The organism is Thermoleptolyngbya sp. PKUAC-SCTB121, assembly GCF_016919485.1.
Classification (GTDB): Bacteria; Cyanobacteriota; Cyanobacteriia; order Elainellales; family Elainellaceae; genus Thermoleptolyngbya; species Thermoleptolyngbya sichuanensis.
Genome location: NZ_CP070366.1, coordinates 4308876 through 4333762 on the forward strand (window position 1 = coordinate 4308876; position 24887 = coordinate 4333762).

The window sequence follows — 24887 nt, forward strand, 5'->3', positions numbered from 1 at the left end:
GAGATTGGGTCAGTCCTGCTAGTTAATCCCTTGCGCCTGGGTGCTGATGGGTTCAGCAACAGGGGCGGCCAAGGGTGTGGGCAGCGCGACGGGCTGCGCGGTGGCGGGGGCAAGCTGTTTGGCGGCTTGCTGCACCAGGGTTTGCAAAAAGTCCGTGCGCTGGTTGTTTTGAAACACGGCCTTGATGGCCTGAATCAGGCGATCGCGCTTCAGGGCAAATTCGCCCGCCGGGGCCGCCGTGGAACTTTGCTCTTCAAAGTAGGCGACTAAGCTGAGGCCAGCGACGCGGGTCAGATACGCCGCACTCACGCCTTGCAGCGCCCCGCCTACAGCAAAGGTGGCCAGATGGCTCTTCAGCAGGGGGGCGATCGCCTGGGTAGACACTTCTACCAGCCCTAGCTTCAGCATCACTTCGGCCATCGTGGTGGCGATCGCCTTCGCCTGCTCTGCCGAAAACGCCTGCTGATAGACCTTGCCCAAGTCCATCACCATCTGTGCGTTAATCGCGCCCGTTGCCAGCAAATCTAGGCTGGGCATCGGCGTGGCAAAGGCGGCCGCGCCCGCAATCCACTGTGCCTGTTCGATCAAGGGCATCGCGCGATCGCGGCGCAACTGGTTCAGCGCTGCCAAAATCTCGGCCTTCAGCGCAGCGGCGCAACGCAGAACCGTGTTCAGCACCAACTGCGGCCCCGCCACTGAGACGATTCCCGTCAGCCGCTCAGTCAGCGCGGAGACATCGGGCGCAGGCTGCTCTAGCGTTTCCTGAATCGTGCCGTCGGCCTGGTGCTGACGCACTTTTAATGGTGCAGGCGCAGCGGTAATGGCAACCACTTCCTGCACCGGAACCTGCCCCAGCAGCCGCTCCCGAATTTGCTGGAGAATCAGCGGGCGATCGCCCGGTAGGTATTGATCCTGCTTGTTAAACGCCAGCACGATGCGCTGCTGCTGGCGCGACAGTTCCTTCAATACTTGAAATTCTGAATCCGTGATGTCGCCTGCTGTGACGAAGACCACCAGATCGGCCGCCGCAGCCAGGGCAACCTCTGATGCGGCATCTAGCTCATCAAACAGCGCGGGCGTATCGGTCAGCGTCACCGTTTGGGGCATATTGGGCAGCCAGTCGGCAGTGAGGCGCTCGGCAAGCGTGGTTTTGCCAACGGACTTGCCGCCGATCAGGGCAACATTCAGCGCGTCACGGTCTAGCTCGGTTTTGAGGAGGGCGAGGCGATCGCGCCAGTGTTGCGGAGCAATATCGCGCGGATCGGGTTGTAGCGACAGCGCAACGGTGCTGTCGGTCGGGCTGCCAGAGGTCGTTGCCGATTCTCGCTCTAGCTGATCCAGCAGCGGCTCCAGCGCCTTCAGCACTTGCTCAACGGTGGTGCGATCTAGCGGAGCCGTGGTGTCCAACTCTGGCGCGGGCTGCTGTTGTCTGAACCACCACAGGCCACCCCCCAGGGCGATCGCCCCCCAAACAATCGTTTCGCCCCAGTGCGCCCCGGTGGGATGCCCCAGTTGCAGCAACCAGGCACTCGCCGTCAGCCCCACACTCCCCACCACCAACGGTCGCCGAATCTTAGGAACCATGCTCGTTTCACCGCTTTCGCATCACCTGTTCTATTCTACCGGGCTGGCTGAAGGCGCTGGGAGTGCGGAGTCCTCTACAAAACCAGGCAGTTTTCCCCTGAAAATCGCAAAAAGCAGGAAAATTGCGTCATGAATAGGACTTACGCAGTTGGACAATTTCTCGCGGGCGCATCTCGCGGGCGGGCGCAGCCGTAAGAAATTGTCCAAACCCCAAAGAGCTGATCGCAAGTGCGGAAGTCCTGATCAAAACAGATGATTATTTTTGCATCCGAAAAAGCATCCGAAAAAAAGAGAAGCCAGCTTTCACACTGACTCCTCCTGACCTAGAAACCCATTACAGGGATCAAATTTGGTGGCGGGAAGTGGATTTGAACCACTGACCTTCGGGTTATGAGCCCGACGAGCTACCAGGCTGCTCTATCCCGCGTTGCCTTTTCAAGTATAGCGAAAGATTGGCGGGTATGGCCAGGTTTTTCGGAAAACTCTTGAAAAACGCTTAGAAAACTTGCTGCAACGCTTGACTAACCTAGTCAGGGTGGGGCTTTTGTTGAACATTTGTTGAACAATGTGGGAGTGTAACGGAGAGGGCGATCGCACCTGATTCGACCGCATCTAATTCGACCAGCCCACTCGTCTTGTTGGTTTTCACCTGTTGATGTTTATAAGCTAAGGAGGACAAAGGCAATGACTCAAGCCGCCAACCCGACCTCCAGCAGCGAGCTGCGTGACATTGTTCGCGATCAGCTCCAACTACTGCTGGAGCAAAAAAACTACGAAGGCGCAAAAATGCTGCTGGTTCCGGTTCCTCCTGTCGATATTGCCGAAGCGATTCAGGGATTATCGAGGCCGATGCAAATGCTTGCGTTTCGCCTGTTGAGTAAATCAGAGGCGATCGCCGTTTATGAATATCTCGACAGCGATGTTCAGCAATCTCTTTTAGAAGAGTTTCGCGATCAAGAAGCGATCGACATCGTAGAGAGCATGGCTCCAGACGATCGGGCCAACCTGTTCGACGAAATGCCCGCAAACCTGGTGCGGCGGGTACTAGCCCAACTCGACCCCAGCGAACGCCAGGCCACCGCGCTGCTGCTGGGCTATAAACCCGACACTGCCGGCCGGGTGATGACCCCCGAATTTATTTCGGTGCGGGCAGATATGACCGTGAGCCAGGCCCAGGAGCGCATTCGGGAACTGGCCCGCGACAAGGAAGTCGCCTACTACGTCTATGTCACCGACCCAGTCAAGCGACTGCTGGGCACCGTATCCCTGCGCGATCTGATTCTGGCATCGCCAGATCAGCGGGTAGAAGACGTGATGGAGCGTGATGTGATTTTTGCGCGGGCCGATGTAGACCAAGAGGAGGTGGCACGGCTGATTCAGCGCTATGACCTGCTGGCGCTGCCAATTGTGGATCAGGAAGGCATTCTGCTAGGCGTGGTCACGGTTGATGACGTAATCGACATCTTGGAAGAGGAAGCGACCGAAGATATCTACGCCATCGGCGGCGTGCGGGCTGAGGGCGAGAGCTATTTCGACAGCGGTTTCTGGTCAATTTTGAAAAGGCGGGTGCCTTGGCTGCTGGTGTTGGTGGTGACGAACATCGCCACGGTGTTCATCATGTCGCAGTACGAAGAGGTGCTGGACAGCGTGGTAGAACTCGCCTTCTTCACGCCGCTGCTGATCGACACGGGCGGCAATATCGGGGCGCAGTCTTCAACCGTGCTGATTCGCGGGCTGAGTACCGACGAGCTGCGAAACAAGAAACCTGCACGGGTGATTTTGCGAGAACTGTTTGCTGGGGCCGCGCTGGGGATTGTGCTAGCAGTGCTGGTATTGGGCATTGCGATGGTGTTTGTGGGCAAGGTGGAGATTGGGCTGACCGTGGGACTGAGTTTGATTGCGATCGCCGCACTGGCTGCCACTGTCGGCACGCTCCTGCCCTACCTGTTCCACAAAATGGGCTTTGACCCAGCATTTATGGCATCGCCGTTCATCACCACAGTTGCCGATATCCTGGGGATTTTGATCTACCTCAACATTGCCAAGCTGTTGCTGAACATTGGCTAGCCATCTCCAGTTACCCCTTCGACTAGCCCTTTGACTAATACTCTGGCTAGATTGCTCTGGCTAGACTGTTTTGCCTTCGTCAAAAGTTCATATCCTCAAACACGGCAAACCAATCCGAGAATCATAGTATGATTGCTATCAACGGGTATTTGATGATTGAATTAAGTCTATAGTTTTGGCTCACGCCATACAGGACTGGTCGAGGCGATCGCCGAAGGGATTGGGCTACGGCGGGGCCTGGGGTCGGTCTTAGTTTGGGCAAGGAGGATGCTGTGTTAGAGGCCTTTGTGATCGCCACCATTCTGTGCGGGTTCTTTGGCATCGTCTTCAAAAAGAACCTCGTGATGAAAATCATCTCGATGGACGTGATGAGTACGGGCGTAATTGCCTATTACGTGCTGATTGCTTCGCGAGAGGGCTTGAAAACGCCGATTCTGACCGAGGCACTGGACAACGCAGCAGGGATTGCCTATGCCGACCCCGTGCCCCAGGCCGTGATTTTGACTGCGATTGTGATTGGGTTCTCCATTCAAGCGCTGATGTTGGTCGGCATCATGAAACTGGCACGAGACAACCCCATCTTGGAGGCCAACGAGATTGAAAGGGAGAACACGCCATGACCAACTTCGTCGGCCTCCTAGAAGGGTTCAATGGGTGGATGAGCGGGTTTTCGTTTAGCAGCCCGATTGCCACAGATCTGAGCATTAGCAACACCACGATGAGTCGTTTGACCATTGGTTGGGTGGCATTGCCGCTGTTTGCTGGCTTTGCAGTGTACCTGATACCCCGTCTGGCCCGTCCTCTGGCGCTGGCGGCGGCACTCGCCTCGGCGGTTTATGCCACGCTGCTGTTTCTGCGCGAGGTGCCCCTCAGTTTGGGGCTGCTGGATCGGTTTGGCGTGACGCTGCTGCTCGATCCGCTAAGCGGCTTTTTCATTTTCACAAATGCTCTGGTGACGGCGGCAGTGATTCTCTACTGCTGGGATACGGGCAAGTCGGCGTTTTTTTATACCCAGCTCACGATTTTGCACGGCAGTGTCAACGCAGCGTTTGCCTGTGCCGATTTTATGAGCCTCTACGTGGCGCTGGAGGTGATCAGCATTGCGGCATTTTTGCTGGTTGCCTATCCCCGGAGCGATTGCTCGATTTGGGTGGGTCTGCGCTACCTCTTTGTCAGCAATACGGCGATGCTGTTTTATCTGATGGGGGCGGTGCTGGTCTACCAAGCGAATCACTCCTTTGCCTATGTGGGGTTGAGCCGTGCGCCCTTGGAGGCGATCGCCCTGATTTTTCTGGGGTTGTTGGTCAAGGGCGGTGTGTTTGTTGCAGGGCTATGGCTGCCGCTCACTCATTCGGAATCGGAGTCGCCCGTGTCGGCGCTGCTGTCGGGTGTGGTAGTCAAGGCCGGCATCTATCCCCTGATGCGCTGCGCCCTGCTGCTGCCAGAAATTGATCCGATGGTGCGGGTGTTTGGCGTGGGGACGGCGCTGTTGGGCGTGGCCTATGCCGTCTTTGAAAAAGACACCAAGCGGCTGCTGGCATTTAGCACCATCTCACAGTTGGGCTTTGTGCTGGCGGCTCCGGAGGTGGGTGGCTTCTACGCGCTGACGCACGGAATGGTCAAGTCGTCCTTATTCCTGCTGGCAGGCAACCTGCCCAGTCGCAGTTTCAAAGAGCTACAGCAAGTGCCAATTCGCAGGTCGCTGTGGATTGCGCTGGCGATCGCCAGTTTCTCGATCTCTGGCTTTCCGCTGCTGTCGGGCTTTGGCGCAAAAGTGCTGACGATGAAGAGCCTACTGCCGTGGCAGGTTGTTGGCATGAATCTGGCAGCCGTCGGAACGGCGATCGCCTTTGCAAAGTTTATCTTCCTGCCCCATCGCCAATTTCCACCAGACTCGCAGAGCCAGCCACTCAAGCCCGGATTTTGGGCGGCGATGCTGGTGCTGCTGGGTGGATTGGTGCTGGCTAACGCAGTCTACTACGAAGCATATACGGTCGAAAATGTCGTGAAGCCGCTGCTCATTATTGGAATTGCCTGGATTGCCCACAAGCTGATCTTCCGGCAAGCCAATGTCAAACTTCCCCGCACGGCTGAAAAGTTCGAGCATTTAATCGGCGGCATGAGCTTAATGTTAATCCTCGTCTTCTGGATGGTCTTTGCATGGGTGGCAAACTAGCTCGGCAGCTTATCTTACGGCTCACAATTTGGTTCTTGCTCACCGCAAATTTGAGCTTGGCAAATATCGTGATCGGCGTAACCGTGGCGCTGCTGTTGCCCCGGGGCGATACTGGCCGAAACGACCGCCTCAGCGAATGGCTGAGGGTGTTGTTCAAGGTGTTTGCCTCTATTCCTCAAGCCTATGCCGAAGCCCTTGAAATGATTCTCCGTCCCCACAAACGGGAGGAAATTGTTTTGCAGCATGTGCAGCCTCGGCGATCGCCCCACTTGCTTTTTCTGGATATATTTCTGATCACGTTCACACCCAAAACTATTGTGCTGAAATATCACGAAGCGGGCTGGTTCGAAGTGCATCGCGTGACGCGAGGGGGGCCATCATGAAGCTCATTCTCCTGATCATGTTGGTGGCGTTGCTGATTCCACTTTATGAAGCATGGCAAGACGATAATATCTGGCAAAAAATGTTAGCTTTTGCCAGCATTGCCACCAAAACCTCAATCATGATTTTGATTGTGTCGATCTTGCAAGACGACTGGATGATCGGCGTAGTGGGTGTGCTGATTCTGAGTGTTGGCAATGCAGGCTTGATGCTGCTGGCTCACGTCATCAAACGGCTCAATGACCTGTCACAAACTCTCTAGAAAACTAGAGGAAAACTTGTGTAGATCTGTAGAACTTTTGTCTAAGAGGGTGTTTGAAAAGGTATCACCTGTGATGTTAAGCACTCAGAGATCCCCCTAGCCCCCCTTAAAAAGGGGGAAACCGCCTTAAAGTTCCCCTTTTCAAGGGGGATTTAGAGAGATCTTGCACACTTTGCTACAAACAGTAGGACTTTTCAAACATCCTCTAAAACCGCCTTTCAACAGATTAGAAACCCACCATGATCACTATGCCAGTTGTGAATACCTTAATAGACCTTTTGAGTTATGGCTGCATCGCGCTGGGGCTGGTGTTTTGGTTTTGGGGAACCTGGCCGCTGGTGGGCGATCGCTCAGTTCTCTACAAACTGCACAGCCTCTCGATTGCCGACACCCTGGGATCTCTCAGCATCGTCTTCGGGCTACTGCTGAAAATTCCTCGCGAGTGGCCGCTGCTGCTGCTGGCTATCTTCTCATTGGCGCTGTGGAACACCATGCTAGGCTATGTGCTGGCCTATTGCGCCAGCGACCTGCCTGCCAAAGAACGCTGGGGAGAGGCTGTAGAGCCGTTTAGCAGCATCACCAGTGAACCGCAGACTGACCAGGGGGACGTATGATGCCACACAGCATATTCGGGCCACACGACGAATACGTGTACGCAATTACGGCGCTTCTGCCTCTGTCCGCTGCCATGCTGGTGTTTCAGGTGAATCCCTACCATGCGCTAGTGATTCGCGGCATCCTGGGCGCAGTGGCGGCGTTGGTATACACGCTGCTGGGCGCAGCAGACGTGGCACTGACGGAGGCAATGGTGGGCACGATGCTAGCGGTAACGCTTTACGCGGTAGCGGTGCGTTCCTCGATGGTGCTGCGGCTGGGCGTGCTAAAGGACGAAGCGATCGCCCTCAACCTGCTTTCCGAGGACGCTAGCCTGCCTTTGGGGCAATCCACGCCAGCAACCTCGGACTCTCCTCTCAAGTCGCTCATCAACGACCTCCGGCTAACGTTTGGTAAGTATCACCTGCGACTGGAGCTAATTCCCTATCTCAGCCCAGAAGATTTGCAGCAGGCGCTCCTCGAAAAGGAGGTGCATCTCACCTGCACTCAGCTTGAGGCAGACGACCCCTCTACCCCACACGATGTAGCCGTGAAGGCGACTTACCAGACTGCCACGCGCCTCCGCCGCATCTACGACATCTTGCAAGCCGAGTTGCCCTCTTCCCCGGCGATCGCCTACGTTGGCCCACCCACTCCCGGAGCAAAGCACCCATGATCTGGATTTATCTGCTGGCAGGCGTTGCCATTTTTTTGAAAATCCTGCTGATGCCCCAGCCTGCCCCTAGTGAACTGGATTTCTCCATTGTTGAAGCTATCGTGCAAGATAGCGGCGTGCCCAACGCCGTCACGGGCATCATTTTTCGCAATCGGCTCTACGACACCATTTTTGAAGTCGTGGTGTTCACTATTGCCATCATGGGAGCCTACTTCTTGCTGGCAAACGAAAAGCCTTCGGCCAAGTTTCGCCGCTTTACAGACGAACCCTCCATCGTGCTGGCACGGCTGGGCGCAACAATCGCGGCGCTGGTGGGCATTGAACTGGCGATTCGCGGACACCTTAGCCCTGGCGGTGGCTTTGCGGCTGGCGTGGCAGGCGGCACGGCTATTGGACTGGTGGCGATCACATCCTCTTCCGAACTGATGCAGGGCATCTATCAGCGCTGGCACACCGCCCGCTGGGAAAAAGTCTCGGTGATGATTTTTATCGTGCTAGCCGTGATGACGCTGGTGGGCCTCGAACTGCCGCACGGCGAACTGGGCAGCCTAGTCAGCGGCGGCGTGATTCCCATTCTGAATATTTTGGTGGCGCTAAAGGTGGCGCTGGGTTCCTGGGCGGTGATCCTCGTGTTTATCCGCTATCGAGGGTTGCTGTAGTCAAAGCGTAGGGCTGAACGCAGGGGATTCGCAGTCCAGCAAGATGAGCCTGACAACACACGCAGAGAGCCGATCCCAAGTTCAGAATCGACTCTCTGCCACAACTCTAGTCCGAATTTTTGGCTCAACCCCCACCCGTGACTCCTTCATTGCCGAAGCGCGGCTCGACACTGGCCACTTTGGGAAAGGGCGATCGCCCACTTTTGAGGAACACACTGGGTCAATGCAGACGATGCGGCTTCTGAGACCTTAGTCACCTGAAACCCCAGTCACCTGAAACCCCAGTCACCTGAAACCCCAGTCACCTGAAACCTTAATCGATGGAAACTGCTTGCACATCGACAGGCGTGTCCGCAGACGTAACCTGCTCAGAATCCACCACTTCTTTCTTGTTTTTCACGCGCTCGATTAGCAGTTGAGAAACTTCTGTGAACAGCAGCGTGATAATAATCGCATCATCAATTTGACCAATGACGGGAATGAAATCGGGCGCGATATCGAATGGCATAACGATATATGCAATCGTGCCTAAGATAATCCACCAGCGGTATTTGGGATTGCGAATGACATCGCGATACCAGTCGTAGAGGCTTTGCAGGGAGAACGCCATCGGGAATGTCCTTTACTCAACATCTTCATTCTGCGAGATTGTGCCTGCGCTGTAGAGTGGGAAAAACCGTCTGCGTTGGGATAGGAACCCCACCCACCCTTGGTCTAGCTCTCCAGGAGGATGCGCTCCAGATTTCAGTATCTTATGCTACAAAATGAAAGTTTGTTCGATATGATTAGAGAAGAGCCAATTTTTCAGCCTGTTTGAACGCTGAAACGGCTGCCCCCCAAGGCACAAAAAAAGATTCGCACATGCCCTTGCTGTCCAAGTTGCCTATAATTTGGCTGCATCAAGCATGGTGACAGGTTTGGATGTGCCTCCTGATCGTTGATTTACCAGGAGGTTCGCAATGCGAAATCTAAAATCTGACTGCTCCAGTTTGCTTGCTTCTGATCCTTCACTTCGAGATCGCCTGCCCCTGACCGTGGGCGATCGCCATGAGCTAGGCTCCATCCGCCATCCTGCCTTGCCGCGCCATTTGCATCCCAACTATCAGCACTGGCAGTGGCTCAGCCGCTGAGCCTGATTCGCAAATCAGGACCGTAAGCTGAACAATGCTAGCGGGCGATCGCTCCTATTCCAGTCCTTCCAGTAGCTCCGTCGGGTCGATGCCGCGCTGCCGCAGTTGCTCCAGGAGTCTCTGGGTACGCTGGCGCTCGGCAGCGAGTTCTGCGGCCGCGTCTTGGAGCCGCTGTTCTGCTTGGGCTGCGCGTTCTTCGGGCGTGGGGTAGCGATCGCCCGCTTCAGAATACCAGTACAGCCATTCCCGCGTGATGCCCAGGTATGTGCCGCGATCGCGCCCCAGCCCCAGCCCAATTTCCGGCATCCACAGTGGATTGTCGCGCTGGAGCGTGTACACACCGTCTTGCAGGCGGTAGATTTCTAGCGGCGGTTTGCGGCGGCGGCGCGTGGAATAAACGGCGTAGTATTTCACGCCCATCTCAGCATAGAAGGCTTTTTTGCTGCTGTACTCGCCCCGATACTTGCGCGAGACAACCTCCAGCACCAGCACTGGAACGATGTTCTGCTCCTCCCACAGCACATAGCTAAGGCGCAATTCTTCGTCTACAATCCGCTCTACGCCCAGGCTCAAAAAGCCGTCGGGGACGATGGCTGGCTCCTCTGGGTCGTAGTAGATGCCCATGTCTACGCCAAAAAACCAGTCCTGCCGATCGGCCCAGATCTGGGCCAGGATTGCTTTCAACAAACCGGGCATCAGATCCTGGAGTTCGTTATCCACGGGCGTTTCGTCGGAGTCGGGCAGTTCTTCGGACGAGGGCAGACAGAGGCGCGGGTCGTAGAACTTGAGCATGGCAGCCGGAGTGAGAGCAACAGCGCGAGGGGCTTGAGAGTCGGTGACTTGATTCTAGCGGCTGGGAAACAGTTGCTCAATGGTAGAATACTTCTCAAGCTAGGGGTGCTTGCCCTGTCTGAATCAAGACATGAATCAAGACAGAGCAGGCTGAGATTACACCCTTGGAACCTGAGACTGGGTTATGCCAGCGGAGGGAAGCGAGGCTTGCATCGACGACATCCGAAGGGTTGGCAGAACTAGCAGAATAGGGAAGTGAAATTACGGAAGTGAAATAGGTAGGGGCGATCGCCCTCTACCCTACCCTAAGCTGTCCTCCAATCTGTTCACGTCACCGTTCGCGATCGCGTCTTCAGCGTCAGTCCAGCCGATTCGCGCAAGCATCCGAGTTGCATTCACGAGGGCTTGCGTAAATCCTGGCAAAAACCTGTAAGGGCGGACTAGATTCAGCGACACTCGCTTGCGAACAAGCTGCGACAATCCCCAAGACCAAACCAGCCTCTAGCGACTTTACCGAACAATTCCCAGAGGAGGGTTTGAGCATGTCGGTTCAATCTGTGGCGCTGTTGGTGACGCTGGCAACGGCGGGCGGGTTTGCCCTGCTGGGGCTGGTGCGGGCCAGCCAGCAGACGATGAATTTGGAAGATTACATGGTCAGCCGAAATCGGTTTGGCCCGTGGATGTCCTTTGCCACCGTCGTTGCGTCGGCGCTGGGTGTGTGGATTTTGTTTAGCCCGCCCCAGGTGGGGGCCAGCAGCGGCATTGCGGGCATTGTGGGCTACTGTCTGGGGTCGGCGGCTCCCCTGGCGCTGTTCACCCAAATTGGCCCGCGCCTGCGCCGGATCTTGCCCCAGGGCCACTCCCTCAACGAGTTTGTGCTGTGTCGCTTCGGCAATGCGATGTATCTGCTGGCGCTGGGGGTGATTGTGTTTTATATGTTTATCTACCTGGCGGCGGAACTGACGGCGATCGCCAAAGCGGTGCAAATCCTGGCAGACGTGCCCCTCGGCTGGACGGCGCTGGTGGTTATTGCCGCAACGTTTCTCTACACCACCTACGGCGGCTTGGGCGCGACTATCTTCACCGACGCGATTCAGTTTGCGGTGATGGTGCCGCTGCTGCTGGTCAGCTTTCTCGTAGCGCTGGCGGCAATGGGCGGCTGGGAAGCGGCGCTGCAACCTGTGCGGCTGAATGCGCCCCAACTGCTCTCGCTGGGCAACGTGGACGGCATCAAGTTTGGCGCAACGCTGGTGCTGGCAATTGTTGCTGCTGAGGTGTTTAACCAGGCAAACTGGCAGCGGGTCTACGCCAGCCGCACCGACAAGACCGTACAGCAGGCGTTTCTGGGGTCCGCGGTGATTACGCTGCCGCTGTTGATGATAGCGGGGGCACTGGGGCTGCTGGCGGCCAGTTTGGGCTTCACGGACGATCGCGCTTTCTTTTCTCTGTTGCAGCAGCTTGCTTTGCCGCTGTGGTTCACGGTGCTGGTGCTGGTGCTGGCGCTGGCGCTGGTGATGAGTACGCTGTCGTCGCTGCTGAATGGCATTGCCAGCGTGTTTACCATTGACCTGATCCGCCTGTTTCCGCAAATGCAGACCAGCGGGCTGCTGCGGGCTTCGCGGCTGCTAACGGTGGCGGTGGGGCTGCCCGCGATCGCCATTGCGGCACGGGGCTTCGACGTGCTGTACCTATTTCTGCTGGCGGATCTGGTCTGCGCTGGGGCTGTGTTTCCGGTGATTTGGGGACTTTACTCCCGTCGTCTGACTGGGCAAACTGCCTTTTTCAGCGCTCTCGCGGGCATTGGCGCAGGGGCCCTGTTCTTCCCCAAGCCCGATTTTTCACCCTGGAACGGCCTACCCTTCGCGGGCGACCTGCTGGTGAGCTTTGCCGTGGCGATCGCCGTTTCTGCTGGAATTGCTCTCGTCGGAAGTGCGATCGCCAACCGCCGCCAGCAATTTGACTTTGCCACCCTGGGCGATCGTAGCCGCGCCTACGCCGTTCCTGCGCCCGATCAGATTAGCATCGGAAAGTAAGCAGCGGGGCGACGGAACGCCAACTCCAACCCTCGTCGCCGCCTCCCTCTCTCCCCTTGCCTAACATGGACTGGAACCTAATCATTGACCTCTGCATCGGCATCGGCCTCAGCGCGGCTGCTGGTTTTCGGCTGCTGGTTCCGTTTTTGGTGCTGAGCATGGCGGCGCTGTTTGGGCATTTCCCGGTTGCGCCCGATTTGCAGTGGGTAGACTCGTTCCCGGCGCTGCTCACGCTGGGCGTGGCGGTGCTGGTGGAGGTGATTGCCTACTTTGTGCCGTGGCTGGATACGCTGCTGGATTTGGTTGCGTTTCCCGCGTCGATTATTGCGGGGACGCTGCTGACGGCGGCGTTCTCCAGCGGGCTAGACCCGTTTTTGCGGTGGAGTTTGGCGATTTTGGCGGGGGGCGGCGCGGCGGGCGCAATGCGGGGGCTGTCGGGGTTTTCGCGGCAGTTGACCACAATCTTCACAGGCGGACTGGCGAATTTTTTGATTACGTCGCTGGAAATCCTGATTGCAGTAGTGCTGTCGGTGCTGGCGATCGCCCTTCCTGGCGCAGCGATTGGCTTCCTCCTGGGTCTGTTGGGGCTATTGGGGCGGCTGTGGTTGCGAGTCCGAACTGGACTGCTGGGACAGCCCGTAGCGGAATCACCCGCGCCCGCCGCCGCTGCGCCACCCCCGCCATCTCCCCCTGTCTGAACTTCTACTGAGCTTCTACTTGAACTTCTACCTGAGCGTCTGCCTCAGCGTCCGCAGTTGCGCCAGCCTAGAACACCAGAATATTTGCTGCGGCGATCGCCACGCCTGCGGGTAGCTGAGCAATTTGCACCTGGGGAGCGCTGCCGCTGCCGTCGGGGTCAAAGAACAGGTTGCCCGTGCTGCGGTCATAAATGAAGCGATCGCCCTCTCGCACTGCCCGCGTGCCCTGGCGCAGGAGTGTTGTAGGCAGTGTTGTAGGCAGTGTTGTAGGCAATGTCCCTGCCAAATCTGCCAGACCAAACTCCGCAGCGGGAACCAGCAGCACATCCTCACCGGGGCGAAAGTCGATCAGCGTGTCCAGTCCGCCGCTGCGCGTGGTCGAGAGGTCAAAGGAATCGCGCCCTGTGCCGCCAGTCAGCGTGTCACGGCCCACGCCACCCACCAGCAGGTCGTTCCCCCCATCGCCGACTAGCACGTCATTTCCGGCTTCGCCTTTGAGCGTGTCATTACCACCCTCGCCGCGTAGGGTGTCGCCGCCGCCGCCGCCCCAGAGCAGATTATCGGCTCCATTGCCAATGATCAGATTGCTCAGCCCATTGCCGCGCCCCGTGAGGGCATCGCCGCGGAGGGTGAGGTTTTCTAAAGAATCGCCCAGCACCCAGCTGATCAAGGCAATCACCGTATCAGCTCCCGCCCTGAGCAGTTCAATGACCCCATCGCCGAGGCTGGCTACGACATAGGTATCGTTGCCGCGACCGCCCTCCAGCGTGTCGTTGCCGCTGCCCCCATCCAGCCAGTCATGCCCGTCGAAGCCGCGTATCCGGTCGTGGCCGCCCATGCCCGCCAGCGTGTTGCTGCGGAAATTGCCCAATATCCCGTTACGGAGCAAATTGCCAATGCCCTCTGGCGCTGTGCCCTTCAGCGTCAGGTTTTCTATATGGTCGGGTAGAGTGTAGCTGATGCTGGCCTCTACCGTGTCGATGCCGCCGTCGGCTCGCTCAATCACGCGATCGCCCACATGGTCTATCACGTAAGTATCGTTGCCCCTGCCGCCGACTAGCTCATCGGCCCCAGGGCCCCCGTCGAGGCGATCGCCCCCGTCGTGCCCCATCAGCGTGTCATTGCCGGCGCCGCCCATCAGGGTGTCGCTGCCCGCGCCACCGATTAACCGATCGTTGCCATCGGTTCCCGCTAGGTTCAGCGGGTCAGACGGGCGGGGGGGATCTGGCGGCACAGCGCCCAAGTCTGGTTCTGCCCACCAGCGAGGATTGGCGCTCATGAAGGCTTGCAGGGCGGTGTACTTGGGCGCATCGGTCTGGTCGAGGCTTTCCATCATGCCCCAACTGCCCCATTTGCTGGGCCGGGCAATATCCACAAAATGGTTGAACAGCGTGCCGCCTGCCTCTTTCCAGCCGTCGAGCAGTTGTTGATAGAGTTCCGCCATTTCGGGGCGACGGTTGAGCGCGATGAAAAACTCGGTCAACTGCGCGTCGTTTTCGATGCCCGACGTGCCGACGATGTGCTGCCCGCCCTCGTAGGCGACGAGCTGCAAGTTGTGGCGCTGGGCGATGTCGGCGTGGTACTTGAATAGGGCGATCGTGTCTTTGACGGAATCTTTGCTGTCGCCCAGCAGACCGCCCTCGCGGAGGTGCTGAAAGGCTTTGGCAAAGCCGCCGTCGGGTTCCGAGAGCCAGGCGCGCACCGTGTCGGCGTGGGTGGGGCTGCCCAGGTTGTTGCCAAAGTAGCCTGTAACGGCGTAGGCATCGACGGCTTTCCAGGCGGGTTCGTTGCCCTCGGCAACCCAGGCGGGCGTGTTTAGCGCATAGGTTTCTAGCCCCTTCCAGCCCGTTTGCGTAGCCAGCACAGCGATGACGCGATCTTGCGCTGCAAGGCGATTGCCACCGCTCTTTTCTGCAAAGGTTTCCTTCCAGATTTTGGCGGTCTGCGCCGCCCTCATGCCATACCACTGCATCCAGCCGCCCTGCACGTCTTTGCCCCAGCGGGCCTCGGCCTGCGCCTGGGCATAGTGCGCCTGGTCAAACTGCCAATTCCACACCTCGTTGGAAAATTCCACATACACCCGCAGGTTGGGGTCGAGGTGGTCGCGAACGTAGGCGGCAAAGTTGGCAATGTATTCATCCGTTGCCTGGTGCGGCATGTTGAACCAGGGCGATACCTGCATCTCATTTGCCAGGGCCACCATTGTTTCTACCGACGCGCCTTTCCAGGCCCAGCTTGCGTCGGTCGGTTTGGGGCGATCGCGCCATTCGCGCTGGGTGGAATCATTGGTCTCCATCCAGTCCATGAACCGCAGTGTGCCAAAGTTGCGAATCCGCTCCTGAAACGTGGGATTGAAGACTGAGCCTTGCGCCACCAGCGGCAGGTCGTCTTCGTGATAGACGCGGATGTTTCGCAGATAGTCGCCCGTTTTCTGCGGGTCGGTCGCGGTGATCGAGAGCAGAATGCCCGCGTCTTTGGCGGGATCAACCTGGATCACGTCGCGGCCGGGCCGGGACAGGTTCTCCAGTTTTGCGGCGTTAAAACCGTATTCCAGCGTGCCCTGCCCGTCATACATCACCACATAGCGGCCGGGGCGATAGGCTCCGGGGATGTCGCGCAGCAGCAGCGTGCTGAGCTTGGTGTACGTCGTGCCTTTGGCGGCAGTGGGCAGACGGGTGGGCCAGCCGTGGGCATCCAGATTTTGCACCGCCTCGCCGGTATTCCAGACCTGGCTGGTTTGCGGAATCCAGGCGCGGGCTGTTTTGAACAGGTCAAGAAACGGAAGCTGGGGCGAAAAGTCGTTGATGCTCGTCAGACCGATGCCGAGCGATCGCCCTGTGGGTTGCCCTATGGATCGCCCTGTGGTTAACCGCTGCTCATTCAAACGTGCCGTTGGCATGAATGCAATCCTCCCAGACTGTCGTAAAGCTGGCTGCAAGCGGATGCGACAGGAGGCGGGTCTTGACCCATCACCCCTCCCACCCCGCTGACCCCTGAGAGCCAATCTCTAGTACTATCCCCCCTGCCGAAATCCGGGCAGACGACCGGAGAACTGCATAAATTCGGCAAAATACCGGAGATGAGAACCCCTGACAATACAAAGTGTGCAGTGATGCTTTAGACAAAGACCTCCGAAAACTTTGGGAACTGGATTTTTCACCCAAAATGCTGGGGGCGATCGCCCAACCCCCTTCCAGGAAATGGTTTCAACACGCTGCGCGACACTTCAAGTAGGCTTTATACCTGCTAATCTCCGTGTCTGTAGGTTGCTAACCTCATCCGTGCTTTACCTTTTGAACCCGGTGAGCCTACAGAACCGCATTACTCTTTGGCGAAGGCATCCCATTTTCTGCGTCAAACCACGCAGACGAGGGCGATCGCCCAAATGCGGATTCGCCCGATTTCTCGAAAATTTCCTGGATGATTCGCAAAATCATCCCAGCTTGATGAAGCCAAGCCTACGAATTGCGCTCAGTCATAAAGATTACGGAGAGATGACGGAGGAGCCTGATGGGGGAAATGCGATCCCAAAATGCGACTTACAAACTCCGAATCAGGGCGCGGGCGTAGGCAAGGGAGTTTCAGCGGGCGCGGCTCCTGTTGGCGAAGCGCTGGCGGCAGGCGCTTCGGGAGTGGCTGGTGAATTGGGAGCAAACGGATCGAGGGGAACGGGGCAATCATCGTGGGCGATCGCCCCATCGGGCATCGTTGTGCGGCAGAGCGTCGCGCCGTCTAGCTTTGCCCCGTTCAGGCTAGCTCCGGACAGGTTCGCATCGGTCAGGTTTGCGCCTGTCAGGTTCGATCGTCGCAGGTTCACCGATTGCAGGTTGGCGCGTTGCAGGTTTGCCCCTGGCAGTTGGGCCCGCCCCAGGTTGGCCCGCAGCAGACTGGCTCCCGCTAGGTTTGCCTCACTCAAGTTGGCAGCCGTTAGGTCGGTATCGTTGAGCGTAGTCTGTTGCAGCTTGGCGCGGCGCATGTCGGTGCGGGTCAGGTTTGCCCGCGACAAGTTGGCGTTGCGAAGCCTCGCATCCTTGAGCCGCGCATTGCCCAGATAAACTCGCCGCAGATCGGCATTTCGCGCATCCACGCCCGTCAGGTTCGCTTCGCCCAGGTTTGCACCCACCAAGTAGGCTCGATTGAGCGTGGCTGCCTGCAGATTTGCCCGACTAAAAATTGTTTCCCCCAGATAGGCCGCATTAAGCTGGGCCCGCTCTAGGTCTGCATCCCCTAGATAGGCCCGCCGCAGATCGGCTTCCTCCAGCCGCGCCTCTGCCAAAACTGCCCCACCTAACGTTGCATCGGTCAGGAGTGTCTTCCGCAGGTCGGCTCTGTCTAGGGCGGCTCCGGTCAGGTTGGCACTGCTCAAGTTTGCCCGCTTCAGGTCTGCTCCGCGCATCAGTACGTTTTGGAGGTTGGCATATTGCAGGTCTACTTCATCGAGTTCTGCATTATTCAGCCTGACGCGCTCCAAGTCGCAACTGACGCAGGCTTTCGTCCGCAAGAGCTGATTGACTCGCCCAGCTTTTGCGGCATTGCCCATACGAACCAATCCTACGGCGGTGGCCAGCGATCCCAAAAAGACGGCGATCGTGAGCAGCGCCATGACATCTTTTCGATCCATAGCAGGAAAAAGAAGAGAAATCGGCTTTAGCACGGAACTCTAGAACCCTAGGCATTGTTTTAAAACTTTCTAGGTCGGTGATTGCCCTGAGTTGATCCCCCTAAATCCCCCTTGAAAAGGGGGATCTCCGGAGCGGTTTGGCCCAGTTCCCCCCTTGTTAAGGGAGGCTAAGGGGGGATCAAATTGATCCAGTTCCCCCCTTGTTAAGGGGGGCTAAGGGGGGATCGTTAAGGGGGGCTAAGGGGGGATCAAAGGGTTTTAAAACACGCTCTAGCAAGTTGGCCAAACACCTCTAGCCTAACCGATGAGGAATCGCCCGCTTGCACCTATGGCGCGAATCATTCACGCTAGAACACGAACGGGGCAACTCATCCTATCCCCCCATCACCTCCCCTTATCACATCCTCCATCACACCACCCATTACAACACTATGGCCGACTATCACGAGCGTCGCAGGCTGATTCGCGAAAGCTTGAAAATTCAGCCCCTCAGCCACGGACAGGTCTATACCTACACCGTGGGCGTGCGATCGCAGCCGGAGATTTCTCCCGAACGCTATGCGGAGTTGCGCTGGAGCCTGGAGAATCACAAGAGCAACCTGATCCCCATTGTGGTGCGCCGCACCGATAGCCTCGGCGATGAAAAGGAATACGAAGCGATTTACGGAGCCGATTGGGTTAAGGTCGCGGAGGAGATAGGCATTGAAATGCTGTGGGCGTGGGTGTTTGACCTGAGCGATGAAGAGGTGAAGACGACGCAAGCTGAATTCGCTATGTTGCTAGATGCTTCTCTGAACACTTCTCTAGAAACTTCTCTAGACACCTCCGCCGATAACCCTGCCTCGCCCCTCCAGGCAGCGACCGCACCCGAAGAATCTGCCCCCATGCAGCCCAGTTCTGCGCCCCAGCCAATCGGCTCTGCGTCTGAAGGATCGGTGTCTGAAGGATTAGTGTCCGAGCTGATGTTGGAAACGTTGACGCGATCGCTCAGTTCTATGCTCGATCAAAAGCTGAATCAAACGCTGGATCGAAAGCTGGATCAAACGCTGTCTCGGCTGTCGAGTTTGGCGGGTGCAGGGAATGGGGGTGGAGGGGCGATCGCCCTCCTGGAAAATAAGCTAGATCTCTTGGAAAGACGGCTCAACCATCTTACTGATGAAATTTCCAACCTTGCCCGGAGCGTAGAAAGCCTCAAGCACCGTCCTGCCACTTCGCGTTCTACTGCTAGTTCTACTAATAAAGTCGATTTCAGCGAACTTGCAGCTAGGCTCAAACAATTCCGCCAAGACCCCAGTTCTGTGCCCGCTGCCCAGCTAAAAGCCGACCTAGAGCAGGCGACAAAAGACCTTCTTCGCGCTTGGGCAAACGAATTGGGAATAAGAGCCCCTAAAAGAGAGAACAAAGCTCCCCTAATTGATCGCCTTTTGACTTTCTAAGGTTAGGTGTAGGTTCGATATTTCGATGCTTTCCTGTCGTTTTTGTTGGCAGCATTGGATTTTCTTGTGCGATCGCCGATCTTTACGAAAATATCAGTCAGTTGTTCTGATGAATATTCTGACGAAGGTTCTGACGAAGGATGGCGGTGCTGCTGAACAATTCATGGCCTGTTGCTGCGTAGAACTGCTGCATAGAACTGCTGCACAGGACATCGATGACCCAGAGTACCAGGCGTGATTGGGCGTGATTGGGCGTGATTGGGCGATCGCGCAGTCACCCTTTAAACTGGAAATTGAACTGGAGATAAATCAGCAGCAGCGTGATTAGCAGCAGCAGGGTCGCCGCCGCCGCCGCATAGCCAAAATCAAACTGGGCGAAGGCTTCGGTATAGACGTAATAGACCAGCAGGTTCGTGGTATTCAGCGGGCCGCCGCCTGTGATCACGTAGGGCTGCTCGAAGCTGCGGAGCGTGAAGAGGGTCGTTGTGACGATTGCAAAAACCAGGGTGGGCCGCAGTCCCGGAAGTGTAATGTGCCAAAACTGCTGCCAGTCATTGGCTCCGTCTAGCTCGGCGGCTTCGTAGCGGCTTTGGGGAATGGTTTGCAGCCCCGCTAAAAAAACGACGAGGTTAAATCCAAGCTGCTTCCAAATGCTGAACAAAATTAGCACGGGCATGGCCCAAGTGGTGCTGCCTAGCCACGGAATTGGGGTAATCCCCAGCCAGCCCAGCGCCGCATTGACGGGGCCATCGGTTTGGAATAGCCAGCGCCAGCCCAGACCCACGGCCACCAGAGACGTAATCGAAGGGATGAAATATGCCGCTCGCAGCCAGTCCCGAAACTTCACGGCTCGATTCAGCAACACAGCCAATCCAAGCGGCAAGACTAGGCTGGGCAGCACTGTGGCCGCGGTGAAGTAGAGCGTATTTCCCAGCACTTGCCAAAAATCGGGCGTAGCCAGCAACCGTGTATAGTTTTGTAGCCCTACCCAGTGGATGCCGCTGCGGGTGAAGCTGCCCTGGGTCAGGCTGAGATAGGCGAGATAGGCAATCGGGAAAAATACAAAAACGCCCAAAAACGCCAGGGCTGGGGCGAGAAACAGCCAGGCGGTGAGGGTATCCTGCGAAGGGCGATCGCCCCCACCGGGTCTTTGAAACCTTGGGGACATCAGAAGCCGTTGTGGTCTATTAAATGCTTCACAATGCCAGAGATCACCTGCTTCACGGCGGGTTCGCTGGCGGTGTAGTTAATGGCGACCGAAATCACGTAGCGTTTGCCCTTGATGTTCACGCCGACGGTCGTGCCCAGCACGCTGGAGTTTTGCCCCGTTTTTTCGCCAATCCACACGGCGGGTCGCCGAATGGCCTCATAGCCCAATTCCCAATCGTACTGGTTTACCAGTCCTTCCAAAATCAGGTCTGCACCGGGAACTTCATTGTTATAGATGCTCACCATCATGTCAGTGAGTTCGTCCATGTTGATTTCGTTGGGCACGCCGCCGACATTATCCGTAGGACTGATGGAGTTTCCTGTGAGCTTGGTGCTGATGCGAGTGTACTGATAGCCGCGATCGCGCAGGGTTTGGTTAATTGCGTCCCAGCCCACGTAGTCGATCAGTTGATTCGTGGCGATGTTGCTGCTGTGGGTGATCGTTTGCAGCAGCACTTTGCGGATGGGATATTCAGTGCCGACCCAAATCTTGGCTGCGTCTTCGGTGTAGTTGCTAGGGTCGATGAAAATCGGCGTGTCGGGGTCGATCTTTTCGCGGGTCAGCTTGTCCATTGTGGCGATCGCCAGCGGCACTTTGATCAGGCTGGCGGGGCTGGCGGGTGGCTCTTTGCCCTGATAGCGGCGACATTCGCGCTCTAGCGAGCAGACCGTGACGTGAACCTGACTGCCCATGCCCGTACTGTCGGCGATCGCCTTCAGGAATCCAGAGCGGGCAGTATCGTATTCATAGGCGACCACGCTCAAGATGCCCTCATATTCCTTCAGCTTCTTGGCAGCCTGTTCCCCCACAAACGAATCGGCGGACACTTCCCGCAGCGAATCGGTTGCGGATTTCCAGAGCTGATAGCGCTTGGCAATGGTTTCCTCGGTTTGGTCAGGCTGCTGCTTCAGTTCAACTGCCTGGTTTGCCGTGCGGATGGCTTGCTCCCAGCTTACTTTGGCAGATTCTTCGACCCCAATACGAATTTCGACCGCTTGCAGCTTTTCTAGCAAGGCAGTTGGGACAGAATTTGCTCTAGTGGCCACGGAGACCAGGGTCGGCGGCTGGTTTTCGATGTCTTGCTGGAGGCGATTGCGGAGTTCGTATAGCTCTGCCAGCGACTTGGCTTCAGAAATGAGAGATTCTCCCTCTTTGTAGGGACGCTCCAGCACTGGTGTCAGGGCTGGATAAGAATGAACCAGGACGGCTCCTGCCATTACTCCGACTGCGCTGATGGGTGCAACGAGGGCATACCACCACCCGCGCTGCGCCACTGATTTCATGATTGCGACCACGGACTCACCCCTCCCCACGGAAGACCAGATGCTTACTAACTAGGCGTACTGATAGGAATGCAACCTTGAAGCTCAACCTTGAAGTTCAAGCTTGAGCAAGTGCAACCCTGCAACTGAACTTAATTAAAGTTAAATAATAAGACCATTCTTCATATTTAAATGGTGCAGTGTGACGCAATCTGGCAAGACACTGTGGCGGAAAAGGTTACCCAAGGCGCAGTCGGCTAACTGCTAAACCAGCTCAAGTATATGGCTTGCCGATTAAACCGGAACGCTTCGGTAGATAGACATTGGGGCTTCGGGAGATAGAAGGCGCAAAGCCACAGGGGGTCAGGGGGCGCAGCTTGGACGGGGCGATCGCCAAAAAGCGTCTGGAAATCGTCTAGAGTGAGGGTTGGAGTTTTTTGCCATCTGCTCCGATTGCCGTCTACGCATCACGTTTCCGTTTCATTTTGAGGTTTTCCAATGGCATCCATCCGTGAGTTGCATCAACAGCTCGTCTGCAAAGAGCGCTCGGCCGTCGAAATTGCTACCGAAGCCCTAGAGCGGGTTCAAGCCCTGGAACCCAAACTGCACAGCTTTATCAGCGTGACGGCCGACCGGGCGATCGCCCAGGCGCAGCAGGTGGATGCCAAAATCGCCGCCGGGGAAGCAATCGGGCCGCTGGCAGGCATTCCCATCGGCATCAAGGACAATCTGTGTACCCAGGGCATTCGCACCACCTGCGGCTCCCGCATTCTGGAAAACTTTGTGCCGCCCTACGAGTCCACCGTGACGCAGCGCTTGTTCGATGCAGGCGCAGTGATGGTGGGCAAAACGAATATGGACGAGTTTGCGATGGGCAGTTCGACGGAAACCTCTGCCTATCAGGTGACGGCAAATCCGTGGGATTTGGAGCGCGTACCGGGTGGCTCTTCGGGCGGTTCTGCCGCAGCGGTGGCCGCGGGGCAGTGTGTTGTGGCGCTGGGATCAGATACGGGCGGTTCGATCCGCCAGCCTGCGTCTCTCTGCGGTGTCGTAGGCATGAAGCCAACCTATGGATTAGTGTCGCGCTATGGGCTGGTGGCCTACGCCTCGTCGTTGGATCAGATTGGCCCCTTTGCCCGAACGGTGGAAGACGCGGCGATCTTGCTGAGGGCGATCGCCGGACATGACCCGCAGGACGCCACGAGCCTCAAGGTCGAAATCCCTGACTATGCCGCCGCCCTCAAGCCCGATTTCAAGCCGCGCGGCAAGCTGCGGATTGGCGTGATTCAAGAAACCTTCGGCGAAGGGCTGGACTCAACCGTAGAAGCGGCCGTCACCACAGCAGTCGAAACCTTGCAGGAACTCGGAGCCGAAATCCAGGTGATCAACTGTCCCCAGTTTCGCTACGGGCTGCCCACCTACTACATCATTGCCCCCTCCGAAGCCTCCGCCAACCTGGCCCGCTACGACGGCGTGAAGTATGGCTTCCGCGCCGACAATCCCGAAAATCTGCTGGATATGTACGCTAAGACCCGCGCCGAGGGCTTTGGCGCAGAGGTGAAGCGGCGAATTATGATCGGCACCTACGCGCTGTCGGCGGGCTATTACGATGCCTACTACCTCAAGGCGCAAAAGGTGCGGACGCTAATCAAGCAAGACTTTGAACGCGCCTTTCAGAAAGTAGATGTGCTGGTGTGCCCTACCTCGCCAACGACGGCCTTCAAGGCGGGCGAAAAGACCGACGACCCGCTCAGCATGTACCTGTCTGACCTGATGACGATTCCAGTGAACCTGGCGGGATTGCCTGCCCTCAGTCTGCCCTGCGGCTTTGACGACCAGGGCTTGCCGATTGGTCTACAGATGATCGGTAATGTGCTGCGGGAAGATATTTTGCTGAGCGTGGCCTACGCCTATGAGCAGGCAACGGAGTGGCACAAGAAAGCGCCAGTGATTTAGGGATTAGAATTGTTAGGGATTGGAGTTGCTGAGTTGGGCTACTCGCTCAGGCTGGCAGTTTTTAGGCCGGACTCTTGATCAGCCTTGCCAGAGAACCCAGGCGGTGGCGATCGCCAAGGTGGCCAGCGTCAGCGGCAGCCCAAACCGCAGATGCGTCCAAAATGATAGCGAAAAGCCCTGGCTGGCAGCGGCTTCGGCTGTGATCAGGTTGGCCACTGCGCCAAACAGCGTCAGATTGCCTGCCAGCGTGGAGCTAACCGCCAGCAGCAGCCAGGATTGGCTATCCTCGCGGGCAATCAGCGATTGCAGCAACAACACCGCAGGCACATTAGAAATCAGGTTTGACAAGATGGTAGTGACGCTGACCAGACCTACCGGATGGGCAATCCAGGGGAGCAGCCCCGACAGCAGGTTGAAGGATTGCAGGCTGCGCGTCAATACAAACAGTCCCGAAAAGATCACCAGCAGCCCCCAGTCCACATCCTGCAACACACGCTGGGGCTTGATGCGGCGCGTAATCAGCAGCACACCCGCCGCCACCAGGGCCGACTCCGCCAGCGGCAATCCCACCACAAAGGCGGCCAGCATTAGGCTACTCACCATCAGCGTCTTTCGCAGCAGCGGGCCATAGGCGCGGGGGCGAAAGGTGGGCACGTAGGGGCGCGGTTTGAGCGATCGCACCTCTGGATACATCCACCCCAGCAACCCAATTTGCAGCAGCAGGCCTATCAGAGCGATGGGGATCATCACCCGCGCAAACTCGGCGTAGGCGATGCCCGAAAAGGAGCCAACTAGAATATTCTGCGGGTTGCCGTTGAGCGTGGCGACGGAGCCGATATTGGTGGCCGCCGCTAGGGCCAGCAGGTAGGGAATTGGGTTGAGCGACAGGGTTTGGGCCAGGCTGACGGTGAGCGGCGTAAACACTAGGGCGATCGTGTCGTTCAGAAACACCGCCGACAACGCCCCGCAGCCCAGCGTCAGTGCTACCAGCAGTCCAAAGGGGCTACTCGTGAGGCGGATGAGATACAGCAGCGCCAGTTGAAAAAATCCGGCGTACCTGAGGTAGGCGTTGACAATCATCGTGCTGAGCAGAAACACGATGGTTGTCGGGTCGATGGCCTGCCAGGCCTCCTGTAGGGACAGTGTGCCTAGGGCAATGAGGGCGGCTGTTCCGGCGATCGCCATTGTGGCCCGGTTCATCCGCAGCCCTGGCACCGACCCCAAGGCCAGTCCCACGTAGGTCAGCCCGATCACCACCGCCTGGGCAACGGGCAGCCAGTTGGCGAGGGCGCGAAACTCGATGCCAAGGTACAGCACTGGTTTTGATGCCCAAAATTCAGGTGATATAAT

The 24887-nt window shown here is 57.3% G+C and carries 20 protein-coding genes, 1 tRNA gene, 1 pseudogene and 1 riboswitch; of the genes and pseudogenes, 13 read left to right on the forward strand and 9 right to left on the reverse strand.

Annotation, left to right across the window (positions count from 1 at the left end; all coding sequences use genetic code 11):
• Window positions 1–18 precede the first annotated feature (18 nt).
• Complete coding sequence (locus JTM80_RS17665) at window positions 19–1584, reverse strand: DUF697 domain-containing protein (protein ID WP_205369961.1); 1566 nt, start codon at window positions 1582–1584, stop codon at window positions 19–21.
• A 350-nt stretch (window positions 1585–1934) separates the two neighbouring features.
• Window positions 1935–2011 (reverse strand) — tRNA-Met (locus JTM80_RS17670).
• Window positions 2012–2268: 257 nt separating this feature from the next.
• Between JTM80_RS17670 and mgtE the strand changes: the two genes are divergently transcribed.
• From mgtE to JTM80_RS17710, 8 genes and pseudogenes are all read left to right on the forward strand, one after another.
• Entirely contained in the window at window positions 2269–3651 is a 1383-nt protein-coding gene (mgtE, locus tag JTM80_RS17675) for a magnesium transporter (RefSeq protein WP_172355085.1), read from the forward strand.
• Window positions 3652–3923: 272 nt separating this feature from the next.
• Complete coding sequence (locus JTM80_RS17680) at window positions 3924–4271, forward strand: cation:proton antiporter subunit C (protein ID WP_172355087.1); 348 nt, start codon at window positions 3924–3926, stop codon at window positions 4269–4271.
• 98 nt (window positions 4272–4369) lie between these two features.
• A complete protein-coding gene (locus JTM80_RS17685) occupies window positions 4370–5827 on the forward strand; it encodes a cation:proton antiporter (RefSeq protein ID WP_172358869.1) in 1458 nt (485 codons plus the stop codon).
• Window positions 5812–6210, forward strand: a complete 399-nt coding sequence (locus JTM80_RS17690) for a Na+/H+ antiporter subunit E (RefSeq protein ID WP_172355089.1) — start codon at window positions 5812–5814, stop codon at window positions 6208–6210. The genes JTM80_RS17685 and JTM80_RS17690 overlap by 16 nt, the downstream gene beginning before the upstream one ends.
• Window positions 6207–6470, forward strand: a complete 264-nt coding sequence (locus JTM80_RS17695; RefSeq protein ID WP_172355091.1) for a hypothetical protein — start codon at window positions 6207–6209, stop codon at window positions 6468–6470. Before JTM80_RS17690 ends, JTM80_RS17695 begins: the two co-directional genes overlap by 4 nt.
• Before the next feature lie 248 nt (window positions 6471–6718).
• A pseudogene (locus tag JTM80_RS17700) lies at window positions 6719–6994 on the forward strand (monovalent cation/H(+) antiporter subunit G); the annotation flags it as partial.
• An 89-nt stretch (window positions 6995–7083) separates the two neighbouring features.
• Window positions 7084–7740 carry a DUF4040 domain-containing protein gene (locus JTM80_RS17705; RefSeq protein ID WP_172358870.1) on the forward strand — a complete coding sequence of 219 codons (657 nt, stop codon included), beginning with the start codon at window positions 7084–7086 and terminating at the stop codon, window positions 7738–7740.
• On the forward strand, window positions 7737–8399 hold the full coding sequence (locus JTM80_RS17710) for a Na(+)/H(+) antiporter subunit B (RefSeq protein ID WP_172355095.1): 663 nt from the start codon (window positions 7737–7739) through the stop codon (window positions 8397–8399). The genes JTM80_RS17705 and JTM80_RS17710 overlap by 4 nt, the downstream gene beginning before the upstream one ends.
• Before the next feature lie 313 nt (window positions 8400–8712).
• Here the strand turns inward: JTM80_RS17710 and JTM80_RS17715 are convergent, their stop codons facing one another.
• Window positions 8713–9009 carry a YkvA family protein gene (locus tag JTM80_RS17715; protein WP_172355097.1) on the reverse strand — a complete coding sequence of 99 codons (297 nt, stop codon included), beginning with the start codon at window positions 9007–9009 and terminating at the stop codon, window positions 8713–8715.
• A 379-nt stretch (window positions 9010–9388) separates the two neighbouring features.
• Between JTM80_RS17715 and JTM80_RS17720 the strand changes: the two genes are divergently transcribed.
• Entirely contained in the window at window positions 9389–9529 is a 141-nt protein-coding gene (locus JTM80_RS17720; protein WP_205369962.1) for a hypothetical protein, read from the forward strand.
• A 54-nt stretch (window positions 9530–9583) separates the two neighbouring features.
• Here the strand turns inward: JTM80_RS17720 and JTM80_RS17725 are convergent, their stop codons facing one another.
• Entirely contained in the window at window positions 9584–10321 is a 738-nt protein-coding gene (locus tag JTM80_RS17725) for a Uma2 family endonuclease (RefSeq protein WP_205369963.1), read from the reverse strand.
• 91 nt (window positions 10322–10412) lie between these two features.
• Window positions 10413–10537: riboswitch (TPP riboswitch) on the forward strand.
• A 326-nt stretch (window positions 10538–10863) separates the two neighbouring features.
• Here JTM80_RS17725 and JTM80_RS17730 point away from each other — a divergent pair.
• Both JTM80_RS17730 and JTM80_RS17735 read left to right on the forward strand, forming a co-directional pair.
• Window positions 10864–12354: a sodium:solute symporter family transporter gene (locus JTM80_RS17730; RefSeq protein WP_205369964.1), complete on the forward strand. Its 1491-nt coding sequence runs from the start codon at window positions 10864–10866 to the stop codon at window positions 12352–12354.
• 65 nt (window positions 12355–12419) lie between these two features.
• Window positions 12420–13052 carry a DUF4126 domain-containing protein gene (locus JTM80_RS17735; RefSeq protein WP_205369965.1) on the forward strand — a complete coding sequence of 211 codons (633 nt, stop codon included), beginning with the start codon at window positions 12420–12422 and terminating at the stop codon, window positions 13050–13052.
• 67 nt (window positions 13053–13119) lie between these two features.
• Here the strand turns inward: JTM80_RS17735 and JTM80_RS17740 are convergent, their stop codons facing one another.
• Both JTM80_RS17740 and JTM80_RS17745 read right to left on the reverse strand, forming a co-directional pair.
• Entirely contained in the window at window positions 13120–15951 is a 2832-nt protein-coding gene (locus tag JTM80_RS17740; protein ID WP_205369966.1) for a calcium-binding protein, read from the reverse strand.
• A 654-nt stretch (window positions 15952–16605) separates the two neighbouring features.
• Entirely contained in the window at window positions 16606–17673 is a 1068-nt protein-coding gene (locus tag JTM80_RS17745) for a pentapeptide repeat-containing protein (RefSeq protein WP_172355109.1), read from the reverse strand.
• A 320-nt stretch (window positions 17674–17993) separates the two neighbouring features.
• Here JTM80_RS17745 and JTM80_RS17750 point away from each other — a divergent pair, with 320 nt between their 5' ends.
• Window positions 17994–19109, forward strand: a complete 1116-nt coding sequence (locus JTM80_RS17750; protein WP_205369967.1) for a hypothetical protein — start codon at window positions 17994–17996, stop codon at window positions 19107–19109.
• A gap of 274 nt (window positions 19110–19383) precedes the next feature.
• Here the strand turns inward: JTM80_RS17750 and JTM80_RS17755 are convergent, their stop codons facing one another.
• Entirely contained in the window at window positions 19384–20277 is an 894-nt protein-coding gene (locus tag JTM80_RS17755; RefSeq protein ID WP_172355113.1) for a carbohydrate ABC transporter permease, read from the reverse strand.
• The gene (locus tag JTM80_RS17760) at window positions 20277–21602 is read right to left on the reverse strand and encodes a serine hydrolase (RefSeq protein ID WP_205369968.1); all 1326 of its coding nucleotides are present in this window, start codon (window positions 21600–21602) and stop codon (window positions 20277–20279) included. The genes JTM80_RS17755 and JTM80_RS17760 overlap by 1 nt, the downstream gene beginning before the upstream one ends.
• 477 nt (window positions 21603–22079) lie before the next feature.
• Here JTM80_RS17760 and gatA point away from each other — a divergent pair, with 477 nt between their 5' ends.
• Window positions 22080–23537 carry an Asp-tRNA(Asn)/Glu-tRNA(Gln) amidotransferase subunit GatA gene (gene gatA / locus JTM80_RS17765; protein ID WP_172355117.1) on the forward strand — a complete coding sequence of 486 codons (1458 nt, stop codon included), beginning with the start codon at window positions 22080–22082 and terminating at the stop codon, window positions 23535–23537.
• A gap of 78 nt (window positions 23538–23615) precedes the next feature.
• Here gatA and JTM80_RS17770 read toward each other — a convergent pair whose 3' ends face one another.
• The gene (locus JTM80_RS17770; protein WP_390820356.1) at window positions 23616–24851 is read right to left on the reverse strand and encodes an anion transporter; all 1236 of its coding nucleotides are present in this window, start codon (window positions 24849–24851) and stop codon (window positions 23616–23618) included.
• Window positions 24852–24887 lie beyond the last annotated feature (36 nt).